The organism is Rhizobium sophoriradicis, assembly GCF_025200795.1.
Taxonomy (GTDB): Bacteria; Pseudomonadota; Alphaproteobacteria; order Rhizobiales; family Rhizobiaceae; genus Rhizobium; species Rhizobium sophoriradicis.
The window spans coordinates 1,812,565-1,833,855 of record NZ_CP104152.1 but is presented as its reverse complement, the minus strand read 5'-3'; the positions used below and the strand labels follow the sequence as shown (position 1 = coordinate 1,833,855).

General features: G+C 61.7%; 23 protein-coding genes. 11 read left to right on the top strand and 12 right to left on the bottom strand.

The genetic code is table 11. The features are described 5' to 3' along the window. Positions 1-15: 15 nt before the first annotated feature. The 5 genes from N2597_RS09270 to N2597_RS09250 form a co-directional block, all read right to left on the bottom strand. Positions 16-849 (bottom strand): carbohydrate ABC transporter permease, encoded by an 834-nt coding sequence (locus tag N2597_RS09270; RefSeq protein ID WP_077993657.1) that lies wholly within the window; start codon positions 847-849, stop codon positions 16-18. Further along, positions 846-1,769 (bottom strand): carbohydrate ABC transporter permease, encoded by a 924-nt coding sequence (locus N2597_RS09265; protein WP_183596283.1) that lies wholly within the window; start codon positions 1,767-1,769, stop codon positions 846-848. Before N2597_RS09265 ends, N2597_RS09270 begins: the two co-directional genes overlap by 4 nt. After that, positions 1,762-2,952, bottom strand: coding sequence for an ABC transporter ATP-binding protein (locus tag N2597_RS09260; RefSeq protein WP_183596285.1), 1,191 nt, complete (start codon positions 2,950-2,952; stop codon positions 1,762-1,764). Before N2597_RS09260 ends, N2597_RS09265 begins: the two co-directional genes overlap by 8 nt. Then, entirely contained in the window at positions 2,949-3,779 is an 831-nt protein-coding gene (locus N2597_RS09255) for a metallophosphoesterase family protein (protein WP_183596287.1), read from the bottom strand. Before N2597_RS09255 ends, N2597_RS09260 begins: the two co-directional genes overlap by 4 nt. A gap of 184 nt (positions 3,780-3,963) precedes the next feature. Continuing rightward, entirely contained in the window at positions 3,964-4,359 is a 396-nt protein-coding gene (locus N2597_RS09250; protein ID WP_077993663.1) for a hypothetical protein, read from the bottom strand. A 209-nt stretch (positions 4,360-4,568) separates the two neighbouring features. Between N2597_RS09250 and N2597_RS09245 the strand changes: the two genes are divergently transcribed. From N2597_RS09245 to N2597_RS09225, 5 genes are all read left to right on the top strand, one after another. After that, complete coding sequence (locus N2597_RS09245) at positions 4,569-4,757, top strand: hypothetical protein (protein ID WP_039619729.1); 189 nt, start codon at positions 4,569-4,571, stop codon at positions 4,755-4,757. 138 nt (positions 4,758-4,895) lie between these two features. Beyond that, entirely contained in the window at positions 4,896-5,402 is a 507-nt protein-coding gene (locus N2597_RS09240; protein ID WP_077993665.1) for a winged helix-turn-helix transcriptional regulator, read from the top strand. Positions 5,403-5,415: 13 nt separating this feature from the next. Then, positions 5,416-6,681, top strand: coding sequence for a beta-ketoacyl-ACP synthase II (gene fabF, locus N2597_RS09235; RefSeq protein WP_183596289.1), 1,266 nt, complete (start codon positions 5,416-5,418; stop codon positions 6,679-6,681). A gap of 80 nt (positions 6,682-6,761) precedes the next feature. Further along, the gene (locus N2597_RS09230; RefSeq protein WP_039619726.1) at positions 6,762-7,190 is read left to right on the top strand and encodes a DUF4864 domain-containing protein; all 429 of its coding nucleotides are present in this window, start codon (positions 6,762-6,764) and stop codon (positions 7,188-7,190) included. Between the two features lie 94 nt (positions 7,191-7,284). Further along, positions 7,285-8,358 carry an acyltransferase family protein gene (locus tag N2597_RS09225; RefSeq protein WP_183596291.1) on the top strand — a complete coding sequence of 358 codons (1,074 nt, stop codon included), beginning with the start codon at positions 7,285-7,287 and terminating at the stop codon, positions 8,356-8,358. Between the two features lie 13 nt (positions 8,359-8,371). Here the strand turns inward: N2597_RS09225 and tgt are convergent, their stop codons facing one another. The 5 genes from tgt to coaD all read right to left on the bottom strand — a co-directional run bounded on the left by tgt (position 8,372) and on the right by coaD (position 12,315). Further along, complete coding sequence (gene tgt / locus N2597_RS09220) at positions 8,372-9,502, bottom strand: tRNA guanosine(34) transglycosylase Tgt (RefSeq protein WP_077993673.1); 1,131 nt, start codon at positions 9,500-9,502, stop codon at positions 8,372-8,374. Further along, positions 9,499-10,584 carry a tRNA preQ1(34) S-adenosylmethionine ribosyltransferase-isomerase QueA gene (queA, locus tag N2597_RS09215; protein WP_077993675.1) on the bottom strand — a complete coding sequence of 362 codons (1,086 nt, stop codon included), beginning with the start codon at positions 10,582-10,584 and terminating at the stop codon, positions 9,499-9,501. The genes tgt and queA overlap by 4 nt, the downstream gene beginning before the upstream one ends. 69 nt (positions 10,585-10,653) lie before the next feature. Continuing rightward, the gene (locus tag N2597_RS09210; RefSeq protein ID WP_004671916.1) at positions 10,654-11,163 is read right to left on the bottom strand and encodes a peptidylprolyl isomerase; all 510 of its coding nucleotides are present in this window, start codon (positions 11,161-11,163) and stop codon (positions 10,654-10,656) included. Between the two features lie 28 nt (positions 11,164-11,191). Further along, positions 11,192-11,764: a peptidylprolyl isomerase gene (locus N2597_RS09205; RefSeq protein WP_077993677.1), complete on the bottom strand. Its 573-nt coding sequence runs from the start codon at positions 11,762-11,764 to the stop codon at positions 11,192-11,194. A 56-nt stretch (positions 11,765-11,820) separates the two neighbouring features. Further along, positions 11,821-12,315 (bottom strand): pantetheine-phosphate adenylyltransferase, encoded by a 495-nt coding sequence (gene coaD, locus N2597_RS09200; RefSeq protein WP_077993679.1) that lies wholly within the window; start codon positions 12,313-12,315, stop codon positions 11,821-11,823. Between the two features lie 90 nt (positions 12,316-12,405). On the opposite strand from coaD, the gene N2597_RS09195 reads away from it, so the two are divergent. The 3 genes from N2597_RS09195 to N2597_RS09185 all read left to right on the top strand — a co-directional run bounded on the left by N2597_RS09195 (position 12,406) and on the right by N2597_RS09185 (position 13,154). Then, positions 12,406-12,696: a hypothetical protein gene (locus N2597_RS09195; protein WP_106795639.1), complete on the top strand. Its 291-nt coding sequence runs from the start codon at positions 12,406-12,408 to the stop codon at positions 12,694-12,696. Between the two features lie 131 nt (positions 12,697-12,827). Further along, on the top strand, positions 12,828-12,983 hold the full coding sequence (locus N2597_RS09190) for a hypothetical protein (RefSeq protein ID WP_003539654.1): 156 nt from the start codon (positions 12,828-12,830) through the stop codon (positions 12,981-12,983). Positions 12,984-13,019: 36 nt separating this feature from the next. Beyond that, the gene (locus N2597_RS09185) at positions 13,020-13,154 is read left to right on the top strand and encodes a hypothetical protein (protein WP_010056528.1); all 135 of its coding nucleotides are present in this window, start codon (positions 13,020-13,022) and stop codon (positions 13,152-13,154) included. 149 nt (positions 13,155-13,303) lie between these two features. Here the strand turns inward: N2597_RS09185 and gyrA are convergent, their stop codons facing one another. Continuing rightward, positions 13,304-16,126 (bottom strand): DNA gyrase subunit A, encoded by a 2,823-nt coding sequence (gene gyrA / locus N2597_RS09180; RefSeq protein WP_077993681.1) that lies wholly within the window; start codon positions 16,124-16,126, stop codon positions 13,304-13,306. 237 nt (positions 16,127-16,363) lie between these two features. Here gyrA and N2597_RS09175 point away from each other — a divergent pair, with 237 nt between their 5' ends. Then, positions 16,364-17,011, top strand: a complete 648-nt coding sequence (locus tag N2597_RS09175; RefSeq protein ID WP_038688903.1) for a MarC family protein — start codon at positions 16,364-16,366, stop codon at positions 17,009-17,011. A gap of 85 nt (positions 17,012-17,096) precedes the next feature. Here the strand turns inward: N2597_RS09175 and N2597_RS09170 are convergent, their stop codons facing one another. Continuing rightward, positions 17,097-17,609 carry a single-stranded DNA-binding protein gene (locus N2597_RS09170; RefSeq protein WP_086156221.1) on the bottom strand — a complete coding sequence of 171 codons (513 nt, stop codon included), beginning with the start codon at positions 17,607-17,609 and terminating at the stop codon, positions 17,097-17,099. A 283-nt stretch (positions 17,610-17,892) separates the two neighbouring features. Here N2597_RS09170 and uvrA point away from each other — a divergent pair, with 283 nt between their 5' ends. Both uvrA and N2597_RS09160 read left to right on the top strand, forming a co-directional pair. Next, positions 17,893-20,814, top strand: coding sequence for an excinuclease ABC subunit UvrA (uvrA, locus tag N2597_RS09165; RefSeq protein ID WP_183596293.1), 2,922 nt, complete (start codon positions 17,893-17,895; stop codon positions 20,812-20,814). Then, positions 20,811-21,272 (top strand): GNAT family N-acetyltransferase, encoded by a 462-nt coding sequence (locus N2597_RS09160; RefSeq protein WP_077993686.1) that lies wholly within the window; start codon positions 20,811-20,813, stop codon positions 21,270-21,272. Before uvrA ends, N2597_RS09160 begins: the two co-directional genes overlap by 4 nt. The last annotated feature ends 19 nt before the right edge of the window (positions 21,273-21,291 follow it).

Here is a 21,291-nt window from a genome sequence, read left to right as displayed (position 1 = left end):
CCTGGTTGAAGCCGGTCAGCCTTTGAGACCGGTCATGGTGATGCCCTCGACGAAACGCTTCTGCGCAAGCAGGAAGGCGGCGACGAGGGGAAGGGTTATGATGAGGGTCGCCGCCATCAGTGCGCCGTAGTCGTCGCCGGCCTCGGCGGCGCGGAAATACATCAGCCCGAGCGGTGGCGTGGCATAGTCCTGCTTGCTGATGACGATCAATGGCCAGTAGAGATCGTTCCAGTGGGCGACGACCGAGAAGATGGCGAAGGCGGTGACGGCTGGCCAGGCATTCGGCACGATGACGCGGGCGACGATGCCGAGCTCCGACATGCCGTCGAGGCGTGCGGCATGGATGAGGTCGTCAGGCATGGCACGGAAGAACTGCAGGAACATGAAGATCGCGAAGACCGAAATCGTAAAAGGCGCGACCAGGGCGGCATAGCTGTTGAGCAGCGCGGCGCGGTCGAAGGCGACATAAAGCGGCAGCGCGGTCGCATGGATCGGCACGAGAAGTCCGAGCATGACCAGCACCATCATGGCCCGCGCCGCGCCGAAACGCAGCTTCGCCATGGCATAGGCGCAGGGGATGGCCACCAGCACCTGAAAGAAGAAGATCAGCCCGCAGACGACAACGCCGTTCCACAGGAGCCGCGCCATCGGCACCCGGCTCAAGGCCTTGGCGAAATTCTCGGCATAGGCGAGATGCGCCGGGATGAGCGACAGCGACGAGGTAAAGATGTCGCTCTGCGTCTTGCCCGCCGCCGAGATCATGAAGACGTAGGGCGACAGGAAGATGATTGCGCCCAGCGAAAGCAGCGTCAGGCGGATGATCCTGCCAAGGGAAAATGCGCTCGTCATGTGTAATGCACCCGGCGATCGAGAAGGCGGTATTGCAGGAACATCAGCACCACGAGGATCAGCAGGAAGACCACGGTCATCGCCGAGGCGTAACCGATGCGTAGGTAGACGAAACCCTCCTGGTAGATCGTGAAGAGCAGCACTTCAGACGCCTTGTTCGGGCCGCCCTCGGTCAGCGTTTTGACAGTCTCGAAGACCTTGACCGCATTGGTGATGCTAATGGTGATGACGAAGAGCGTCGTCGGCCCGAGCATCGGCCAGGTGACCAGCAGGAAGCGATCGAAGGCGGATCTGGCGCCGTCCACTTCGGCCGCTGCGTAAAGCTCCCGCGGGATTGCCGTCAGACCGGCCAGAAACAGCACCATGTTGAAGCCGGCCGATTGCCAGACGCCGATGATCGACAGGCTGTAAAGCACGGTGCCGGAGCTGCCCAGCCAGTTCGGACCGGCCAGACCGACAAGTGACAGCAGCGCGTTGAGCGGGCCGATCGTCGGGTGGAACATATATTGCCAGACGGTCGCCATGGCGACGATCAGCGAGGCGACCGGCAGGAAATAGGCCGTGCGGAAGAAGCTGCGCGCCGCGGTCTCGCTCTCGATCAGCAAGGCGATGCCGAGACCGAGCAGGATCGAGACCGGCGCCACGATCGCCGTATAGAGCATCGTATTCCACAGCGATTTGCGGAAGGTGCGGTCGGTGATCAGGTGAGCGTAATTCTCGAAGCCGACGAAACGGAACTTGCCGTAGCCGAGTTCGAAATCGGTAAAGCCGAGCACGACGACAGCCGCGACCGGCAACAGCACGAAGAGAAAGAGCAGGATCATCGCCGGCAGCACCAGCATCCAGGCTATGCGGGCCTCGCTGCGGCGATGGGCAACGGCGGAGTTATCAGGGATGGCCATGGAGGCGAGGCTAGCCATGCGCCCACTCCCGCTGGACGTCGGCATCAGCAGCGCTGAGCCCGGCATCACTACCGGCGACGAAGCCGGCCAGCCGGCTGCCGTCCTCGGCAAAGATCAGCGTGCGGCCGGGCGACAGTCGCAGTCCCACGGCATCGCCGGCCGCAAGCCCGGAGGCTTCGGACGGCTGTACCTTGGCGATGACGGTCTCACCGATCGCGTCGAGCCGACAATGGAGGATAACCTCGGACCCCAGGAATTCGACGCGTTCGATCCGGGCGGCAAGGCCGTCATGCCGGCTCTTGGCGAGAAAGACGAATTCAGGGCGAATGGCGAGCGTGACCGGCATCTTTCCGGCGGGTGAATTTTCAAGCGTCAGCCGCAGGCCGCCGCAGAGAACGACGCCGCCTTCGGCAAAGGCCGGAAGCAGGTTGATGCGCGGCTGGCCGATGAAGCGGGCGACCTCGATATGGGCTGGATCGTCGTAGATGAGCTGAGGACTTGCGATCTGCAGCAATCGGCCGCCCATCATCACCGCGACGCGATCCGCCATCGACAGTGCTTCCGCCTGGTCATGGGTGACATAGAGCGTCGGCACGCCGGCGCGGCGATGCAGGTCGACGATCTCGCCTCTGGCGTGAACGCGCAGATTGGCGTCGAGATTGGACAGCGGCTCGTCCATCAGGAAGATGCTCGGCTGGCGCACCATTGCCCGGGCCAGCGCCACGCGCTGACGCTGGCCACCCGACATCTGGCCGGGTTTGCGGTCGAGCAGATGGTCGATCTTCAGCGAGGTCGCCATATCGCGGACGTCGCGGGCGATCGCCGCACGAGTGGCGCGCTGGCCTGGTATCAGCGATCCGATGAAGGGCAGCCGCTGCACCCTCGAGAGCCGGCGCATCGCCAGCGGCACGGCGATATTCTGAGACGCCGTCAGATGCGGATAGAGCGCGTAGGACTGAAAGACCATGGCGATGTTGCGCTCGGCAGCCGCGACGCCCGACATGTCTTGCCCACCGATCAGAATTTCGCCGCTATCGGCATGGTCGAGGCCGGCAAGGACGCGCAAAAGCGTGCTCTTGCCGCAGCCGGAGGGGCCGACCAGGGCGATGAATTCACCGGCGCCGACATCGAGGCTGACGCCGTTGAGGATCTGGTTTCCGCCGAAGGCCTTGGTGATGCCGCGAAGCGAGAGCGCGCTCATTCGACAGGTTCCCGCTGCTTGACCGCTTGGGGATAGACATCGAGCACAACATCATCGAGCACATGGGCGGTCATGCCGGGAACGGCGACGATCTGGCTTTCGACCCAGGTATCGAACTCGTGAACGACGGCGCCGATCAGGCGCTCGCCCGGCATCTCGCGCTCCATCTTGTCGATGATGAAGGCAGCCGATGGACCCCAGGTCAGCTGAGTATTGTCGAAACGGCCCTGCCAGGCCCAGTGAAGGTGGCCGCTGGCAAACAGCGCCACGTCATGGGCTGCGATCAGATCATAAAGCCGCCGGCGCTGAGCCGGGCGAACGCTCCAGTAGCCGGTATCGCCTTCATCGGGTGCATCGACGAACAGAGGCTTATGCGCGAAGAGAGCCACGCGCCGCCCCGCCCTGTCTTCGAGCGCCTTGGCGAGCCATTCGAACTGGGCCTCTTCCTCGTCATCCTCATGACCGAGAAGCAGCGAATTCAAGCCGATGAAGCGCCAGCCGGCCGCATCCTCGAGCCAGCGATCGTCACCGGCTAGGCTGCGCCAGCGGGCCAGCCGCTCGGCGTTGACGGGCTGGTCGGTTTCCCTGAAGTGGCCGACATCGTGATTGCCGGGAACGATCAGCATCGGGATCGACACTTGCCGCATCAGATCCATCGAGAAGATTATATCCTCGTCCTTGTCGGCGCCGTCGACGGTGAGATCACCGGTATGCACGATCAGATCGGCGCCGGTCGCTTCGATCCAGCTCTGAAGCGGCGCCCAATTGCCGTTGAAATGCGGTTTGTTCGGGCTGAAATGAGTGTCGGTGATCTGGATGATTTTCATGAGGGCGCGTCTCCAAGACCTGGGAAGCGCGTCACGGACGCTCCCTTCTCGGACCCTCTCTAGAAGGCTCGCATGTCAATCAGACATCCGCGGATTTCAGCTGTTTTTCAGTTTTGACATCAATCCGTCATACGGGCGTTGATCGCCCCCGCGAAGGGGCGGTCAGCGGCAAGCTCCGCGGAGATCAGTGCCGAGGCGCAGTGGCGGGAATAGACGACACGGTTGCCGAAACGGGGTCGCTTGCCGGAAAGCTATCTTCGAGGCCTTCGTTCAGCTCCTCTTCCAGCGTTTCGCTGTCATGGGTCGAACGTGCGCTCGGCTGGCCTTTCAAACCCTTGCTGCCTTCGTCGAAGTTGCCGTTGCTCAAGGCGTCGTAACGGTTGATGCTGCCGTCAGCGCCGCGGCCGGGAAATGCAGTCAGCTGAACCATCATCACCTTGGCGTGGTCCAGCGCCGTCGAGCTGTCGAGTTCGCCATGGGAATTATCGATTTTGACGGAAACCGATTCTCCTCCCTCGCCCAGGAATTCGACGATGAAGAAGTCGCCGGACTGTGTCACGCGTGTATCGATCAACTGCATGGAAACCTCCTGTGTTCATGCCAGATCAACGGCGAGCAACATCAGGAGTTCCAGCGACAATACCATTTCAATCGGGGTGAATGCCGCGCCGAGGTTGCAGCGGCTTACCCTCGGCCGGAATTTATGGTTAATTTATTAATAATTCAGCTTCTATAGTTGGAACCATGCGGCCTTTCCGAGTGTTGATGCTGCGCCGTGGAGGAACCCCGATGATCCTGAAAATCCTTGCGCCGAAGACCGACGCCGACTGCCATGATACCGGCACCTATCCCGACGGGATCTTTGCCGAAAACCGTATCGACCTTTCCTCGCGCCGCGACGACCGCCGCCGGTCGCCGCATGAGCGCGATTACGGCGCCGACAGGAAACCGGAAAACCTGCCGCTCGGTTTCGCCTGACATTCCTTCGGGATAAGTGGGGCGCCCCGCGGTTTGCCGCAGAACTGGCATGCGTCACTGGCACCCTGCCCGCCCGTTTTCTTTTGCGCGATAGATGTAACTTGCATGATGATAGTCACTGCTGTAGTGACTATCATCATGCAACGAACCAGCTTCAGTGAGTCCAAATGCCCGGCGGCGCGCGCGCTCGACAGCGTCGGCGACTGGTGGAGCATTCTGATAGTGCGTGATGCCTTCCAGGGTCTGTCCCGCTTCGATGAATTCCAGAAAAGCCTTGGCGTGGCGCCGAACATCCTGACGCGGCGGCTCAAACACCTGACGGATCAGGGGCTGTTCGAACGACGGCTCTACCAGCAGCGCCCTGCCCGTTACGAATATCAGCTGACGGCGAAGGGCCGCGATTTCTTTCCGGTGCTGATGGCGCTGTTTTCCTGGGGAAGCCGCCACATTCCGGAAGAGGATCTCGCCTTTTTCCTCAGCGATGCGGCCTCGGGCAGAGCGCGCGAGACCGTGTTGGTCGATGCGCAGACCGGCGAACAAGTGACACCCGAAAACACCGGCCTGCTTGCAGGCCCTGCAGCCGATGACGAGGTGCGCGCGCGGATCGCCCGCATGCGCGCCTGGTATCTCGGCATCGACGCATAGAAAGGATAATAAAATGGATCGCATCGTTGTCACCGGCATGGGACTTGCCTCGCCACTCGGAACCGGCGTCGAGCCCGCCTGGAAACGCCTTGTCGGCGGAGCCTCGGGTCTGAGGACACTGCCCGAGGATGTCGTCGGCGAACTCGCGGCCAAGGTCGGCGGTATCGTTCCCGGTATCACCGAGGATGTTGAGGCGGGCTTCGACCCCGACCGCTACATCACACCCAAGGACCAGAAAAAGATGGACCGCTTCATCCAGTTCGCCATGGCGGCAACGGAGGAAGCGGTGAAGCAGGCCGGCTGGATGCCGACCGACGAAGGTGAGCGCGAACGCACTGCAACGATCATTGCCTCCGGCGTCGGCGGCTTTCCGGCCATTGCTGAAGCGGTGCGGATCGGTGAGGCACGCGGCGTGCGGCGGCTGTCGCCCTTCACCATCCCCTCCTTCCTCGTCAACCTCGCCGCCGGCCAGGTCAGCATCCGCTACGGCTTCAAGGGGCCGCTCGGCGCGCCGGTGACGGCCTGCGCTGCCAGCGTCCAGGCGATCGGCGATGCGGCACGGCTGATCCGCTCCGGCGAGGCGGATGTGGCGATCTGCGGCGGCGCCGAGGCCTGCATCGACAAGGTGAGCCTTGGCGGCTTCGCCGCTGCGCGCGCCCTTTCCACAGGCTTCAACGAGACGCCGGAGCTGGCCTCGCGCCCCTTCGACACGGCACGCGACGGTTTCGTCATGGGCGAAGGCGCCGGCATCCTGGTGATCGAGACGCTGGAGCATGCGCTCGCCCGCGGCGCCACACCGCTTGCCGAACTGGTCGGCTACGGCACGGCGGCGGATGCCTACCACATGACCGCAGGTCCCGAAAACGGCGACGGCGCGCGCCGGGCCATGGAGGCCGCGCTCAGGCAGGCGAATATCCCTGCTTCCGAGGTCAAGCACCTGAATGCGCACGCCACTTCGACGCCGGTCGGTGACAAAGGCGAGATCGCTGCGATCCGCACCGTCTTCGGCCGCGATGGCGCCATTGCCGTCAGCGCGACGAAATCGGCGACCGGCCATCTGCTCGGGGCCGCCGGCGGGCTGGAGGCAATCTTCACCATCCTGGCGCTGCGCGACCAGATCGCGCCGCCGACCCGCAACCTCGATGAAGCCGATCCTGATGCCGACGGCATCGATATCGTCGGCAAGACAGCGCGACCCGTGGCGATGGACTATGCCATCACCAACGGTTTCGGCTTCGGCGGGGTCAATGCCAGTGCTCTCTTCCGGCGCTGGTCGTAAAGTCCACTTTTCTTACGCTGGAAATGGCCTACACTCTGCTCTGTCGGGGATTATTCTCCGATAGAGCCGGAGATCACCCAATGCGCGCCTTCTTCGCAGTTGTCATTCTGTGTGCCGCGTCCCTCCTCTCCATCGTCTCGGCCCACGCCGAAGATCCGATCGACACAACGCGAACGATGATCGAGGCGCAGATCAAAGCCTTCCTCAAGGACGATGCCGAAACCGCCTATTCCTTCGCCGCTCCCGCTATCAAGGCGATGTATCCCGACAAGAACCTGTTCTTCGCCATGGTCAAGAAGAGCTACGAGCCGGTCTACCACCCCGGCAACTACGCCTTCGGCCGCAGCCGCTCGATCGACAACGGCGCGCTGATCTACCACGAGGTGCTGATATCGGGCCGCGACGGCAAGGATTGGACAGCGATCTACCAGATCACCCGCCAGCCGGACGGCAGCTACGGGATCAACGGCGTGCAGATCATGCCGGATGCGGACAGCAAGGGGATCTGACGGGCTAAGGAAAGCTCGCCGTAACACAGACTGGTTGCACTAATAATTTTGAAACCCTGCCGTTGCAAGATAACGCCAGCGGGGGACTGTCGTATTGAATACTGGCAAGCAATTTTTCACGGCGCTTGAAGCCTTGCGAGGAATCGCGGCCATCATGGTCATGTTCCTGCATACCGGAGGCACGCTTGGCCCGATCCCGGCGAACATCGGTTACCTTGCCGTCGACCTCTTCTTTCTTCTCAGCGGCGTCGTTCTGGCAAATTCCTACGAGAAGCAGTTGATCGCAGGACAGATCTCACCCGTCAAATTTCTGCTCCAGCGTATTATCCGGCTTTACCCTCTCTATCTGCTTTCGCTCCCGATTGGCCTTGTTAACTATGCGGTTCACTTCGGTCTGGACTACGGCGCTCTGGCAGGCCTTCTGGTGAGGGCGATCCTGCTCGTCCCAAACCTGAATGCGGCAGGCGCGTTTCCATTAAACGAGCCCAGTTGGTCCCTTTTCTTCGAGTTCTGGGCCGGACTGCTGTTCTCCGTTCTGCTGATGCGGCTGTCATTCCAAAGCTTGCTGGCGGTGGCTCTGGGGTCTGCCTGCATCACAACGTATGGGGCATCGATCGGAGGCAATTTCGATATTGGCCACCAGGCGGGCTATTTAGGATTTGGCTTTTCGCGCGTGCTTTTCTCGTTCTCGCTCGGAATTTGCCTCTACAGGCTATTTGACGTCCGCAAACCGAATACTGCCGAGAACGGCAATCTTATCGGCCTTCTTGTCTGTGGTTGCTTACTCACGATCACGAACATACCAGCCGCCCTATTCTTCGGCTTCCCGTATTTCGATCTTCTAATATGCTTTACGGTTTTCCCGACCATTGTCTGGATTGCGATGCGCACGACGCAGACCGGCTCAATTGACCTGACATTCCGGTGGCTGGGGAGGCTGTCCTATCCGATTTATATCCTGCATGGGCCCATCTTCAGCCTGCTGCAGTCGTTGCGGCAAAAGGGCTTCAACCTTCCCGCCTCTCCGGGAGCCGGCATCATCGTGGTTATCGCAGTTTTCATTGCTGCCGGCATCTTCGCCGTTCGCTTCGACGAGCCCGTGCGCAAAAAGCTCAAAATCATGGTTTTGCCGAAGCCGACGTCTATCGCCCCGCAATCAGCAACCTAGGCTGAGGCCGCGATCAGACAGGTTCGAGGTCGCCCCTCGCCCATTCCTCCTGCGTTTCCGCCATGAAATCGGCAAAGCGGCCTTCGGCAATTGCCTTGCGAATGCCCTGCATCAGTTCCTGGTAATAGGCGAGGTTGTGCCAGGAGAGCAGCATGCCGCCGAGCGCTTCGTTGGCGCGGACGAGATGGTGCAGATAGGCGCGTGAATAATCGCGCGAGGCCGGGCAGTTCGACTGTTCGTCGAGCGGACGCATATCCTCGGCATGACGGGCATTGCGGATATTGACCTTGCCGCGGCGGGTAAAGGCGAGGCCATGGCGGCCGGAGCGGGTCGGCATCACGCAATCGAACATGTCGATGCCGCGGGCGACCGATTTCAGGATATCGTCAGGCGTGCCGACGCCCATGAGGTAGCGCGGCTTTTCCACCGGAAGCACGGGCAGCGTCGTTTCCAGCATCCGCAGCATGACGTCCTGCGGCTCGCCGACGGCAAGACCGCCGACGGCATAGCCCTTGAGATCGAGCTGGCTCAGCGCCTCGGCCGAGCGGACGCGCAGCGCCGGGATGTCGCCGCCCTGGACGATGCCGAACATCGCCTTTCCGGGCTGCTCGCCGAAGGCGACCCTGCAGCGCTCGGCCCAGCGCAGCGACATCTCCATGGCGCGCTCGATCTCCTTCGGCTCGGCCGGCAGCGCCACGCATTCGTCGAGCTGCATCTGAATATCGGAGCCGAGCAACCCCTGAATTTCGATGGAGCGCTCCGGCGACATGTGATGCAGGCTGCCGTCGACATGCGATTTGAAGGTGACGCCCTGTTCGTCGAGCTTACGCAGGCCGGAGAGCGACATGACCTGGAAGCCGCCGGAATCGGTCAGGATCGGATGTTCCCAACGAATGAGCTTGTGCAGACCACCCAGACGGGCGACGCGTTCGGCGGTCGGGCGCAACATCAGGTGATAGGTATTGCCGAGGATGATGTCGGCGCCGGTCTCGCGCACCTGGTCGAGATACATGGCCTTGACGGTACCGACCGTTCCAACAGGCATGAAGGCCGGCGTGCGGATTTCGCCGCGCGGCATGGAGATTTCGCCGAGACGCGCGCCGGCATCGGTCTTATTCAGGGTGAATTGGAAGTTCTCGGTCATTGGTCTTTCCGGAAAAGTAGGCTCGCGTCGCCGTAGGAGTAGAAGCGGTAGCCTGTCGAAATGGCATGTTCATAGGCCGCGTGCATGGTTTCGAAGCCTGAGAAGGCGGAGACCAGCATGAACAGCGTCGAGCGCGGCAGGTGGAAATTGGTCATCAGCATGTCGACCGCTTTAAAACGGTAGCCGGGTGTAATGAAGATACCGGTGGCGCCGGCCCACGGCTTGATCTCTCCGCTTTCCCCGGCCGCGCTTTCGATCAGCCGCAGCGAGGTCGTGCCGACGCAGACGATACGCCCGCCCCTTGCCTTGACGGCATTCAGCCGGGCGGCGATTTCACCGCTGACATAACCGCTTTCGAGATGCATCTTGTGATCGTCGGTATCGTCGGCCTTGACCGGCAGGAAGGTGCCGGCCCCGACATGCAGCGTGACGAAATGGCGCTCGATGCCGGCCTTGTCCAACGCCGCAAACAGATCCGGCGTGAAATGCAGGCCGGCGGTGGGGGCGGCGACGGCGCCCTCCTCGCGAGCATAGATCGTCTGGTAATCGGCGCGGTCGCGCTCGTCCTCGGGACGTTTGGCGGCGATATAGGGCGGCAGCGGAATATGGCCGACGGCGGCGATCGCCTCGTCGAGGGCCGGGCCTGTGAGATCGAAGGCGAGCGTCACTTCGCCGGCCTCGCCCTTTTCCTCGACGGTGGCATCGAGCGAGCCGAGGAAGCAGCTTTCACCGGAATGGCCGAAGGCGATGCGGTCGCCCTCCTTGATGCGTTTGCCGGGCTTGGCAAAGGCCTTCCAACGGCTGGGGCCGAGGCGCATATGCAGCGTTGCCGACACCTGCTGGCCGCCGGCGCCGTCGCGGTGGCGGATGCCCTCGAGCTGCGCTGGAATGACCTTGGTATCGTTGAAGACGAGCGCGTCACCGGCACGCAGAAACGACGGCAGATCGTAAACGTGATGATCAGACAGCGCGCTTTCCGCATGGGGATCGACGACCAGTAAGCGCGCGCTATCGCGCGGTTCGGCGGGCCGCAACGCGATGCGTTCATCGGGCAGATCGAAATCGAAAAGGTCTACGCGCATAAGAGCACTTTCAAAGCGAAACCCGCCCCCGCGCTTTCGCGCAAGGGCGGGTTCCAGCAGAAATCACAATCAGACGTCGGCGGCAACCCGCATCGAGACGATCGAATCCGGATCGGAAACCGGTTCGCCGCGCTTGATCTTGTCCACATTGTCCATGCCTTCGATCACCTGTCCCCAGACGGAATACTGCTTGTTCAGCCACGGAGCGTCGGTGAAGCAGATGAAGAACTGCGAGTTGGCCGAGTTCGGGTTCTGCGAACGGGCCATCGAGCAGGTGCCGCGCACATGCGGCGTGGCGGAGAATTCAGCCTTCAGGTCCGGCTTGGACGAGCCGCCCATGCCGGCCCGGCCGGGATTGAATGTTTCAGAACCCTTCTTGCCATATTCGACATCGCCCGTCTGGGCCATGAAATCCTGAATGACGCGGTGGAACACGACGCCGTCATAGGCCTTCTCGCGGGCGAGTTCCTTGACGCGGGCGACGTGTTCCGGGGCGACCTGCGGCAGCAGCTGAATGACAACCTTGCCCTTGGTGGTTTCCAGAATGATGGTGTTCTCGGGATCCTTGATCTCGGCCATTGTCTACTCCTCTTGTTTGTCTCGTAACTTACTTCTTGCCCAGCGTGACCTTGATCATCCGGTCGGGATTGCTGACTTCGCCGTTCTGGCCTTCGCCGCGTTTGATCTTGTCGACGTTTTCCATGCCGGAAACGACCTTGCCGACGACGGTATACTGGCCGTTCAGGAAGGAACCGTCGGCGAACATGATGAAGAACTGCGAATTGGCGGAATTCGGATCCTGCGAACGGGCCATGCCGACCGTGCCGCGCACGAACGGGGTCTTGGAGAACTCAGCCGGGATATCGGGCATGTCGGAGGAGCCGGTGCCGGCAAGGCTGGCATCGAAGCCCTTTTCCATGTTGCCGTATTTGACGTCGCCGGTCTGGGCCATGAATCCGTCGATGACGCGGTGGAAGGCGACATTGTCGTATTCGCCCTTCTTGGCCAGCGCCTCGATCTGGGCGACGTGCTTCGGCGCCACCCCGGGCATCAACTGGATGACGACAGGGCCGCTCTTCAGCTGGATGGTGAGATAATGATCGGCCGCCTGGGCGAAGGCATCCCCGGCGAAGGAGGCCAAATAGAGCACGCCGGCAAATGCGAGATAAAAGAGTTTCATATGGGCTCCGTTGCGGCGGGTTCCGCCTGGTCTGCGTTTGCTAGACTTTTTACTTGCTAGTTCGGGCGCTTGGATGTGAGGGCTTGCAAGACGGCGGCCGGCACGAAAGCGCTGACATCGCCGCCCATGGCGGCGATCTGGCGGACCAATGTGGCGGTAATGGGCCGCGACGCCGTGCCCGCCGGCAAAAAGATGGTCTGGATGTCGGGCGCCATCGCCCTGTTCATGCCGGCCATCTGCATTTCGTAGTCGAGGTCGGTGCCGTCGCGAAGGCCGCGGATCAAAAGCGTTGCGCCATGGGCACGGGCGGCATCGACGACCAGATTGTCGAAGGCGACGACGGTGATGCCGCCGGTCTTGCCGGGCAGCGCTTGCGCCAGGGAAAGGCGGATCAGCTCGGCTCGTTCGTCGAACGAAAAGAGCGGCGCCTTGCCGGGGTGGATGCCGATCGCGACGATCACCTTTTCGGCGACGTTCAGGGCCTGAACCAGAACATCCACATGTCCGTTGGTGATCGGGTCGAAGGACCCAGGATAAAAAGCTGTCGTCATCTGGCTCGGCCGTTGGTTTGACGCCTTTTGTCACGGATGCCGGTTTGCCGCAAGTGATTTGCCCCGCCGCTTCCTGCGGCTGAACAGCGAATGAACATGCCATTCAAGGCTGTTTCAGACAGGACCTGCTTAACTCGGATCATCAAGGCAGCCGATGCCATTCCGGCATCCGGCGTTCCCCGAAGGACCATATCCATGCTGATCGTGCTCGTTGCGCTTGCCGTCTTTTTCTCTCTCGCTGCCGAAATGGCCTATGGCTTTTTCGCCGATCGCTACCAAGTGAGCTGGGTGCGGCCGGAGGTTGCCGAACATGCCGCGATCGTGCGCGCCCAAGGCCGGCTGCGCGAACAAAACCGGGCCTCGAATCTGAACGCCAGATGAACGACACATTCAAGGAGGCTTCAGATCGGCATTGGTAAACACCGCCTCAACATCCGGCGGAACCAATTTAAAACGGATGCGTTCATTCAACCGACACATAGATGCGATTATCGCGGCAGGAAGGACTAAAGATGCCCGGCAAGATTACGATGATTAACGTGCTCTGGATGGTAATGGTCACGGGCATGCTCACCGCAACTGTCGCTCTATATGATCAGAAGGTAGATACGTCCAAGGTTTATGGTCCCTATGCTTCGGCCCGCACGGCCGTACTTGGCCAGTACTGAGGGGCGAGAACGCAACTCCCCAGGAAAGGAATGCCTATGTTCACGATCTTGACAGTGCTCACCGCCCTCATCAGCGTCATGTTCATCGTGTCTGTGGCCTCGACGATTTCAGCGCTCCGGCGCGAAGGCGAAGAGGTGAAAGCGCTGAACGAAAAGCATAGCGCATTCTGATATTCCTCTCTTCCCCACCCAAGAGCGGCACCCTTCCGCCGCCTCGGGCCCTACAAAGCCGGATGCACCCAGCATCCGGCTTTTTTCTTGGGATAAACCAGGCTAAGCCCGAACAGAAAAGGGCGGCCCGAAGCCGCCCTTTCTCTTGATCATTCCTCGGTGGTCCCGGCGGGATCGCCATCGGCAACCGGCGTCTCGCCGGTTGAACCTTCCTCAGCAACAGGAGCACCTTCGGCGGTCTCGACGGCTTCCTCCGTCTCGTCCTCTTCCGGCTCGCTGATGCGCTCGACGGAAACGACCTTCTCATCCTTAGCCGTCGAGAAGATGGTGACGCCCTTGGTGGCGCGGCTGGCGATGCGGATGCCGCCGACCGGCACCCGGATCAGCTGGCCGCCATCCGAAACCAGCATGATCTGATCGCCGTCATCGACCGGGAAGGCGGCGACCAGTTCGCCGATTTCGCCGGTCTTCGACGTGTCGGTGGCGCGGATGCCCTTGCCGCCGCGGCCGGAGATGCGGAAATCGTAGGACGACGAACGCTTGCCGAAGCCCTTCACAGAGACCGTGAGCACGAACTGCTCGCGTGCCTTCAGCTCTTCATAACGCTCGTCCGAGAGCTGTCCCTCTTCGGTGACTTCCTCGCCGACGAGAGCGATATCCTCTTCATCGACGCCCGTCGCGCGACGTTCGGCGGCAGAGCGTTTCAGATAGGCTGCGCGCTCCCACGGCTCGGCATCAACATGGCCGACGATGGTCATCGAGATGATGCGATCGCCTTCACCGAGATTGATGCCGCGCACGCCGATCGAGTTGCGGCCGGCGAAGACGCGAACGTCGTCGACGGAGAAGCGGATGCACTGGCCGAGCGCGGTCGTCAGCAGAACGTCGTCATGTTCCGTGCAAGTCTCGACGGAGAGGATCTCATCGCCCTCCTCCTCGAGCTTCATGGCGATCTTGCCGTTGCGGTTGACCTGAACGAAGTCCGACAGCTTGTTGCGGCGAACCGTGCCGCGCGTCGTCGAGAACATGACGTCGAGATTGTCCCAGCTCGCCTCGTCCTCGGGCAAGGGCAGGATGGTGGTGATGCGCTCGCCGGGGGCGAGCGGCAGCATGTTGATCAGCGCCTTGCCGCGCGAGGTCGGCGTGCCGATCGGCAGGCGCCAGACCTTCTCCTTGTAGACGATGCCGCGCGAGGAGAAGAACAGAACCGGCGTATGGGTATTGACTACGAATAGCCGGCTAACGAAATCTTCGTCGCGGGTGGTCATGCCGGAGCGACCCTTGCCGCCACGGCGCTGGGCGCGGTAGGTGGTCAGCGGTACGCGCTTGATATAACCAAGATGCGAGACGGTGACGACCATGTCCTCGCGGGCGATCAGATCCTCATCGTCCATTTCGAGACCGCCATCGACGATCTCGGTGCGGCGCGGTGTGCCGAACTCGTCGCGCACAGCGGTGAGCTCATCCTTGACGATGGTCTGGATGCGGACACGCGAGGAAAGAATATCGAGATAATCCCGGATTTCCTCGCCGATCTTGTTGAGTTCATCGCCGATTTCGTCACGGCCGAGGGCCGTGAGGCGGGCAAGACGCAGTTCGAGGATGGCGCGGGCCTGTTCTTCCGACAGGTTGTACGTCATGTCCTCGTTGATGCGGTGGCGCGGATCGTCGATCAGACGGATCAGGCTTTCGACATCTTCTGCCGGCCAGCGGCGGGTCATCAGCTCTTCACGGGCCGACTGGGGGTCCGGCGCCTGGCGGATGACGCGGATGACTTCGTCGATGTTGGCCACCGCAATGGCAAGGCCGACCAACACATGGGCGCGCTCGCGCGCCTTGCGCAGGAGGAATTTCGTTCTCCGGCTAACGACTTCTTCGCGGAAGGTGACGAAGGCTCGCAGCATATCGAGCAGCGTCAGCTGTTCCGGCTTACCGCCGTTCAGCGCCACCATGTTGCAGCCGAAGGAGGTCTGCAGCGGCGTATAGCGGTAGAGCTGGTTAAGGATGACCTCGGCATTGGCGTCGCGCTTCAGCTCGATTACGACGCGATAGCCCTGGCGGTCGGATTCATCGCGCAGGTCGGAGATGCCCTCGATGCGCTTTTCGCGCACCAGTTCAGCCATCTTTTCGATCATCGTCGCCTTGTTCACCTGATAGGGGATTTCGGTGATGATGATCTGCTCACGGTCGCCGCGCATCGGCTCGATCGTCGCGACACCGCGCATGATGACGGAACCGCGGCCGGTCTCGTAAGCCGAGCGGATGCCGGCGCGACCGAGGATCTTTGCGCCTGTCGGAAAATCCGGGCCGGGAATGATCTGCATCAGTTCCGGCAGCTCGATCGCCGGATCGTTGATCAGCGCGATACAGCCGTCGATCACTTCCGACAGGTTATGCGGCGGAATGTTGGTCGCCATGCCGACGGCGATGCCGCCGGCGCCGTTGACGAGCAGGTTCGGGAACTTGGCGGGAACCACCACCGGCTCGGAGAGCGTGCCGTCATAGTTGTCGCGGAAGTCGACGGTTTCCTTGTCGAGATCATCGAGCAGCGAATGGGCGGCCTTTTCCAGGCGGCATTCGGTGTAACGTTCGGCCGCCGGCGGATCGCCGTCGACGGAGCCGAAATTGCCCTGACCATCGATCAGCGGCAGCCGCAGCGACCAAGGCTGCGCCATGCGGGCGAGCGCATCGTAGATCGCGGCATTGCCGTGCGGATGGTATTTACCCATCACGTCGCCGGTGACGCGGGCGCATTTGACGTATTTCTTGTTCCAGTCGATGCCGAGCTCGGACATGCCGTAAAGGATGCGCCGGTGCACGGGCTTCAGGCCGTCGCGCACGTCGGGCAGCGCGCGGCTGACGATGACGCTCATCGCGTAATCGAGATACGACCGCTGCATTTCCTCCATGATGGAGATGGGCTCGATGCCTGGCGGGAGCTTCCCGCCGCCGGGGGGTGTTTGCTCAGTCAAAACAGATCACGATCTCTTCTAGAATCACTTGAAGATTTATAGCGGAAAGCCTGTTGCCGCGCCAATTTCCGAGCGCGTTTTGAACAGGCTTTTGCGGCCGAAAAAGGGTAAAGCACGGGACTTGTGCGGCCGGACCGGACAAATCCGCAGCGGCCGCCCGCGGCATATTTGCCAAATCCAAATCCCCGCTTCACAATCGCAGAAAATCACGCACCCATATGGGCTTTCGGAGAGACGATGGCAAGCGCCGACCAGTTGATCAACGCCTTCACGACGCTTCTCGTCACCATCGATCCGCCCGGGCTCGCCCCGATCTTCCTGGGACTGACGACCGGCATGAGTCGGAGCCAGCGAACCCAGGTAGCGCTACGCGGCTCAACGATCGCCTTCATCATCCTCGCCGTCTTCGCCCTGTTCGGCTCAAGCGTTCTCGGCGTGCTCGGTATTTCGATCGGCGCCTTCCGCATCGCCGGCGGGCTGCTGCTCTTCTGGATCGCCTTCGAAATGGTGTTCGAGCGGCGCCAGGAGCGGAAGGAGAAAGCCAGCGAGGCAGCTGTCACCAAGGACCATATCGAGAATATCGCCGTCTTCCCCCTCGCCTTGCCGCTGATCGCCGGCCCGGGTGCGATCTCGGCGACAATCCTATTGGCCGGCACGCTGCCGACCTCGGTGGAAAAGGCCCAGCTGATCGCCGTCATCGCCGCCAACCTACTGCTGACACTGCTCATGCTGCTGATTGCCGACAGGCTCGACCGTTTCCTCGGCGTCACCGGGCGGGCGATCCTGACACGGCTCCTCGGCGTCATCCTTGCCGCCCTTGCAGTACAGTTCGTCGTCGACGGCGCGAAGGCAGCGCTTAATCTGATCAGCGCGACGCCGCACTGAACAGCGCGAGAGCAAACAAAAAGAGCATGACGCCGTCAAAGGCATCATGCTCTCGGATCTTCTTCAAGCCGGGATAGGCGGCCGATCAGAACGGGATGTCGTCGTCGAGATCGCGCGAGAAGTTGCCGCCACCACCGCGGTTCGACGATGGGGACGAAGCCGGGGCGCCGTAATCGTCGCCGTAATCATTATTGCTGCTGCCGCCGCGGCTGCCGCCGAAACCGGAGCTCGCACCACCACCGTCGCCGCGGCCGTCGAGCATGGTCAGCGTCGAGCTGAAGCCCTGCAGCACCACTTCCGTCGAATAACGGTCCTGGCCCTGCTGGTCCTGCCATTTGCGGGTCTGCAGCTGGCCTTCGATATAAAGCTTGGCGCCCTTCTTCACATATTGCTCGACCACCTTGCAGAGGCCTTCGTTGAAGACGACGACAGTATGCCATTCGGTCTTTTCGCGGCGTTCGCCGGAATTGCGATCACGCCAGGTCTCCGAGGTCGCGATACGAAGATTGGCGATCGGCCGGCCGTCCTGAGTGCGGCGGATTTCGGGGTCTGCACCCACGTTTCCAACCAGAATTACCTTGTTCACGCTACCAGCCATCTTCTCACCCTGCCTGCCGCCCTGCCCGGCGGCGTTTCAATCGATCGGCGCACCTTAAACCATCACGGACCGCCGATGCGCATGGGCGGCATTTAATCCACATGTTTATCCATCAGAAAGCCGCATGCATTCATCAGGAAATTTGTTCTTTATTTGTTCTAGTTTATCCGTATCATCCTGTCAACAGAATCGAAAACCTTGAACCTTCCCGGATATTCAGCCTCGACTCGCCCGCCGGCATCACTAAATAAGGGCTGTTATCCAGAAAACCAAAGCAGAGACGATGAGCGAACTGAAGACGATCTCCATCCGCGGCGCGCGCGAGCACAATCTAAAGAGCATCGATCTCGATCTGCCGCGCAACAAGCTGATCGTCATGACCGGTCTTTCTGGCTCCGGCAAATCCTCGCTCGCCTTCGACACGATCTATGCCGAGGGCCAGCGGCGCTATGTCGAAAGCTTGTCGGCCTATGCCCGGCAGTTCCTCGAAATGATGCAGAAGCCCGATGTCGACCAGATAGACGGGCTGTCGCCGGCCATTTCGATCGAGCAGAAGACCACCTCGCGAAACCCGCGCTCGACCGTCGGCACCGTCACCGAGATCTACGACTATATGCGCCTGCTCTTTGCCCGCGTCGGCGTTCCCTATTCGCCGGCGACCGGCCTGCCGATCGAGAGCCAGACCGTCAGCCAGATGGTCGACCGCATCCTCGCTTTCGGCGAAGGCACCCGTCTTTATATTCTCGCGCCGCTGGTGCGCGGGCGCAAGGGCGAATACAAGAAGGAACTGGCGGAGCTGATGAAGAAGGGCTTCCAGCGCGTCAAGGTGGACGGCCAGTTCTACGAGATCGCCGAGGCGCCTGTTCTGGACAAGAAATACAAGCACGACATCGACGTGGTGGTCGACCGCATCGTCGTGCGCACCGATGTTTCGGCGCGGCTGGCCGACAGCCTGGAGACCTGCCTGAAGCTCGCCGACGGGCTGGCGGTCGCCGAATTCGCCGACAAGCCGCTGCCGCCGGAAGAGACCTCGGCTGGCGGATCGGCCAACAAGTCGCTGAACGAGACGCATGAGCGCGTGCTGTTTTCCGAAAAATTCGCCTGCCCGGTCTCCGGCTTCACCATTCCGGAAATCGAACCCCGGCTCTTCTCGTTCAACAATCCCTTCGGCGCCTGCCCGACCTGCGACGGCCTCGGCGCTCAGCAGAAGATCGACCCCGATCTGATCGTACCCGAGCCGGAGCGGACGCTGCGCGACGGGGCGATCGCGCCCTGGGCGAAGTCGACGTCGCCTTATTATAATCAGACGCTGGAAGCGCTCGGAAAACATTACGGCTTCAAGCTCGGCACCCGCTGGAACGATCTTTCCGCAGAGGCCAAGGACGTCATCCTCAACGGCACCGACGACAAGATCGAGTTCCACTACGCCGACGGCGCGCGCTCCTATACCACCCACAAGAACTTCGAAGGCATCATCACCAATCTCGAGCGCCGCTGGAAAGAAACCGATTCCGCCTGGGCGCGCGAGGATATCGAGCGCTTCATGTCGGCAGCCCCCTGCCCTGCCTGCAACGGCTATCGCCTGAAACCCGAAGCGCTAGCTGTGAAGATCAACAGGCTGCATATCGGCGAAGTCACTGAGATGTCGATCCGTGTCGCGCGCGACTGGTTCGAGACGCTGCCGGCCAGCTTCAACGCCAAGCAGAACGAGATCGCCGTGCGCATCCTCAAGGAGATCCGCGACCGGCTGCGCTTTTTGAACGATGTCGGTCTGGAATATCTCAGCCTGTCGCGCAATTCCGGCACGCTGTCGGGCGGCGAGAGCCAGCGCATCCGGCTTGCCTCGCAGATCGGCTCGGGGCTGACGGGCGTGCTCTACGTGCTCGATGAGCCGTCGATCGGCCTGCATCAGCGCGACAATGCCCGGCTGCTCGACACGCTGAAGCACCTGCGCGATATCGGCAACACGGTCATCGTCGTCGAGCATGACGAGGATGCGATCCTGACGGCCGACGACGTCGTCGACATCGGCCCGGCGGCCGGTATCCATGGCGGCCAGGTCATCGCCCATGGCACGCCGCAGGATATCATGGATAATCCGAAGTCGCTGACTGGCAAATATCTCTCTGGCGAACTCGGCGTGCCGGTTCCCGACCAGCGCCGCAAGCCGAAGAAGGGTCGCGAGATCAAGGTCGTCGGCGCGCGCGGCAACAATCTGAAGAATGTCACGGCCTCGATCCCGCTCGGCGTCTTTACGGCGGTGACCGGCGTTTCCGGCGGCGGCAAGTCCACCTTCCTGATCGAGACGCTGTATAAATCGGCGGCGCGCCGCGTCATGGGTGCGCGCGAAATCCCTGCCGACCACGACCGGATCGACGGTTTCGAGCATATCGACAAAGTGATCGACATCGACCAGTCGCCGATCGGCCGCACGCCGCGCTCGAACCCGGCGACCTATACCGGCGCCTTCACGCCGATCCGCGACTGGTTCGCCGGCTTGCCGGAAGCCAAGGCGCGCGGTTATCAGCCGGGCCGCTTCTCCTTCAACGTCAAGGGCGGACGCTGCGAGGCCTGCCAGGGCGACGGCGTCATCAAGATCGAAATGCACTTCCTGCCCGACGTCTACGTCACCTGCGATGTCTGCCATGGCAAGCGCTATAACAGAGAGACGCTCGACGTCACCTTCAAGCAGAGGTCTATCGCAGACGTGCTCGACATGACGGTGGAGGAAGGCGTCGATTTCTTCGCGGCGGTGCCCGCCGTACGCGACAAGCTGCAATCGCTGAAGGATGTCGGCCTCGGTTACATCAAGGTCGGCCAGCAGGCCAACACGCTTTCCGGCGGCGAGGCGCAGCGCGTCAAGCTCGCCAAGGAACTGTCGAAGCGCTCGACCGGACGCACGCTTTATATTCTCGACGAACCGACGACCGGCCTGCATTTCCACGACGTCGCCAAACTGCTCGAAATGCTGCACGAACTGGTCAACCAGGGCAATTCAGTTGTAGTGATCGAGCACAATCTCGAAGTCATCAAGACGGCCGACTGGGTGCTCGATTTCGGTCCCGAGGGCGGCGATGGCGGCGGCGAGATCGTCGCAGCCGGCACGCCCGAGGCAATCGTCAAGGAGAAGCATTCCTATACCGGACAGTTCCTCAAGGAATTGCTGGAGCGGCGCCCGGCGAAGAGGGCGGCGGCGGCGGAATGACGATGAGGCTGGCGTCGCGCGACGATCTCCAAACGATCACGACGCTGACGGCAGCCGCCTATCTGCCCCATACCGAACTTTTCGGCGTTCCACCGGTGCCAGCGACAGAAGATTACGTGCCGCGCATCGAACGCGGCGAGGTCTGGCTGCGCGAGATCGGCGATGAAACGGTCGGCCTCGTCTTCGTCGAGCAGCATCCCGACCACCTCATGCTGTTCAGCATCGGGGTCTCGCCGGCCTTTCAGGGCGCCGGGCACGGGCTTGCGATGCTGCGCTGGCTGAAAGGCAAGGCGCGGGAATGGGCCACGCCGCAGATCCGGCTCTATACGAATGCGCGGATGGAGCGGAACGTCGCGCTCTATCGCGCCTTCGGATTTCAGGAAACGGGTCGCCGGCAAAAGCCTTATCGGCCAGGATGGACGCTCGTCGACATGGCGAAAGAGATTGTTGCGGCCTGAGCGGCTGCCAAAGGGGAGG

Coding starts and splice junctions, on each gene's coding strand:
- N2597_RS09270 (WP_077993657.1), bottom strand. CDS start 849: ATGACGAGCGCATTTTCCCTTGGCAGGATCATCCGCCTGACGCTGCTT.
- N2597_RS09265 (WP_183596283.1), bottom strand. CDS start 1,769: ATGGCTAGCCTCGCCTCCATGGCCATCCCTGATAACTCCGCCGTTGCC.
- N2597_RS09260 (WP_183596285.1), bottom strand. CDS start 2,952: ATGAGCGCGCTCTCGCTTCGCGGCATCACCAAGGCCTTCGGCGGAAAC.
- N2597_RS09255 (WP_183596287.1), bottom strand. CDS start 3,779: ATGAAAATCATCCAGATCACCGACACTCATTTCAGCCCGAACAAACCG.
- N2597_RS09250 (WP_077993663.1), bottom strand. CDS start 4,359: ATGCAGTTGATCGATACACGCGTGACACAGTCCGGCGACTTCTTCATC.
- N2597_RS09245 (WP_039619729.1), top strand. CDS start 4,569: ATGATCCTGAAAATCCTTGCGCCGAAGACCGACGCCGACTGCCATGAT.
- N2597_RS09240 (WP_077993665.1), top strand. CDS start 4,896: ATGCAACGAACCAGCTTCAGTGAGTCCAAATGCCCGGCGGCGCGCGCG.
- fabF (WP_183596289.1), top strand. CDS start 5,416: ATGGATCGCATCGTTGTCACCGGCATGGGACTTGCCTCGCCACTCGGA.
- N2597_RS09230 (WP_039619726.1), top strand. CDS start 6,762: ATGCGCGCCTTCTTCGCAGTTGTCATTCTGTGTGCCGCGTCCCTCCTC.
- tgt (WP_077993673.1), bottom strand. CDS start 9,502: ATGACCGAGAACTTCCAATTCACCCTGAATAAGACCGATGCCGGCGCG.
- queA (WP_077993675.1), bottom strand. CDS start 10,584: ATGCGCGTAGACCTTTTCGATTTCGATCTGCCCGATGAACGCATCGCG.
- N2597_RS09210 (WP_004671916.1), bottom strand. CDS start 11,163: ATGGCCGAGATCAAGGATCCCGAGAACACCATCATTCTGGAAACCACC.
- N2597_RS09205 (WP_077993677.1), bottom strand. CDS start 11,764: ATGAAACTCTTTTATCTCGCATTTGCCGGCGTGCTCTATTTGGCCTCC.
- coaD (WP_077993679.1), bottom strand. CDS start 12,315: ATGACGACAGCTTTTTATCCTGGGTCCTTCGACCCGATCACCAACGGA.
- N2597_RS09195 (WP_106795639.1), top strand. CDS start 12,406: ATGAACATGCCATTCAAGGCTGTTTCAGACAGGACCTGCTTAACTCGG.
- N2597_RS09190 (WP_003539654.1), top strand. CDS start 12,828: ATGCCCGGCAAGATTACGATGATTAACGTGCTCTGGATGGTAATGGTC.
- N2597_RS09185 (WP_010056528.1), top strand. CDS start 13,020: ATGTTCACGATCTTGACAGTGCTCACCGCCCTCATCAGCGTCATGTTC.
- N2597_RS09175 (WP_038688903.1), top strand. CDS start 16,364: ATGGCAAGCGCCGACCAGTTGATCAACGCCTTCACGACGCTTCTCGTC.
- N2597_RS09170 (WP_086156221.1), bottom strand. CDS start 17,609: ATGGCTGGTAGCGTGAACAAGGTAATTCTGGTTGGAAACGTGGGTGCA.
- uvrA (WP_183596293.1), top strand. CDS start 17,893: ATGAGCGAACTGAAGACGATCTCCATCCGCGGCGCGCGCGAGCACAAT.
- N2597_RS09160 (WP_077993686.1), top strand. CDS start 20,811: ATGACGATGAGGCTGGCGTCGCGCGACGATCTCCAAACGATCACGACG.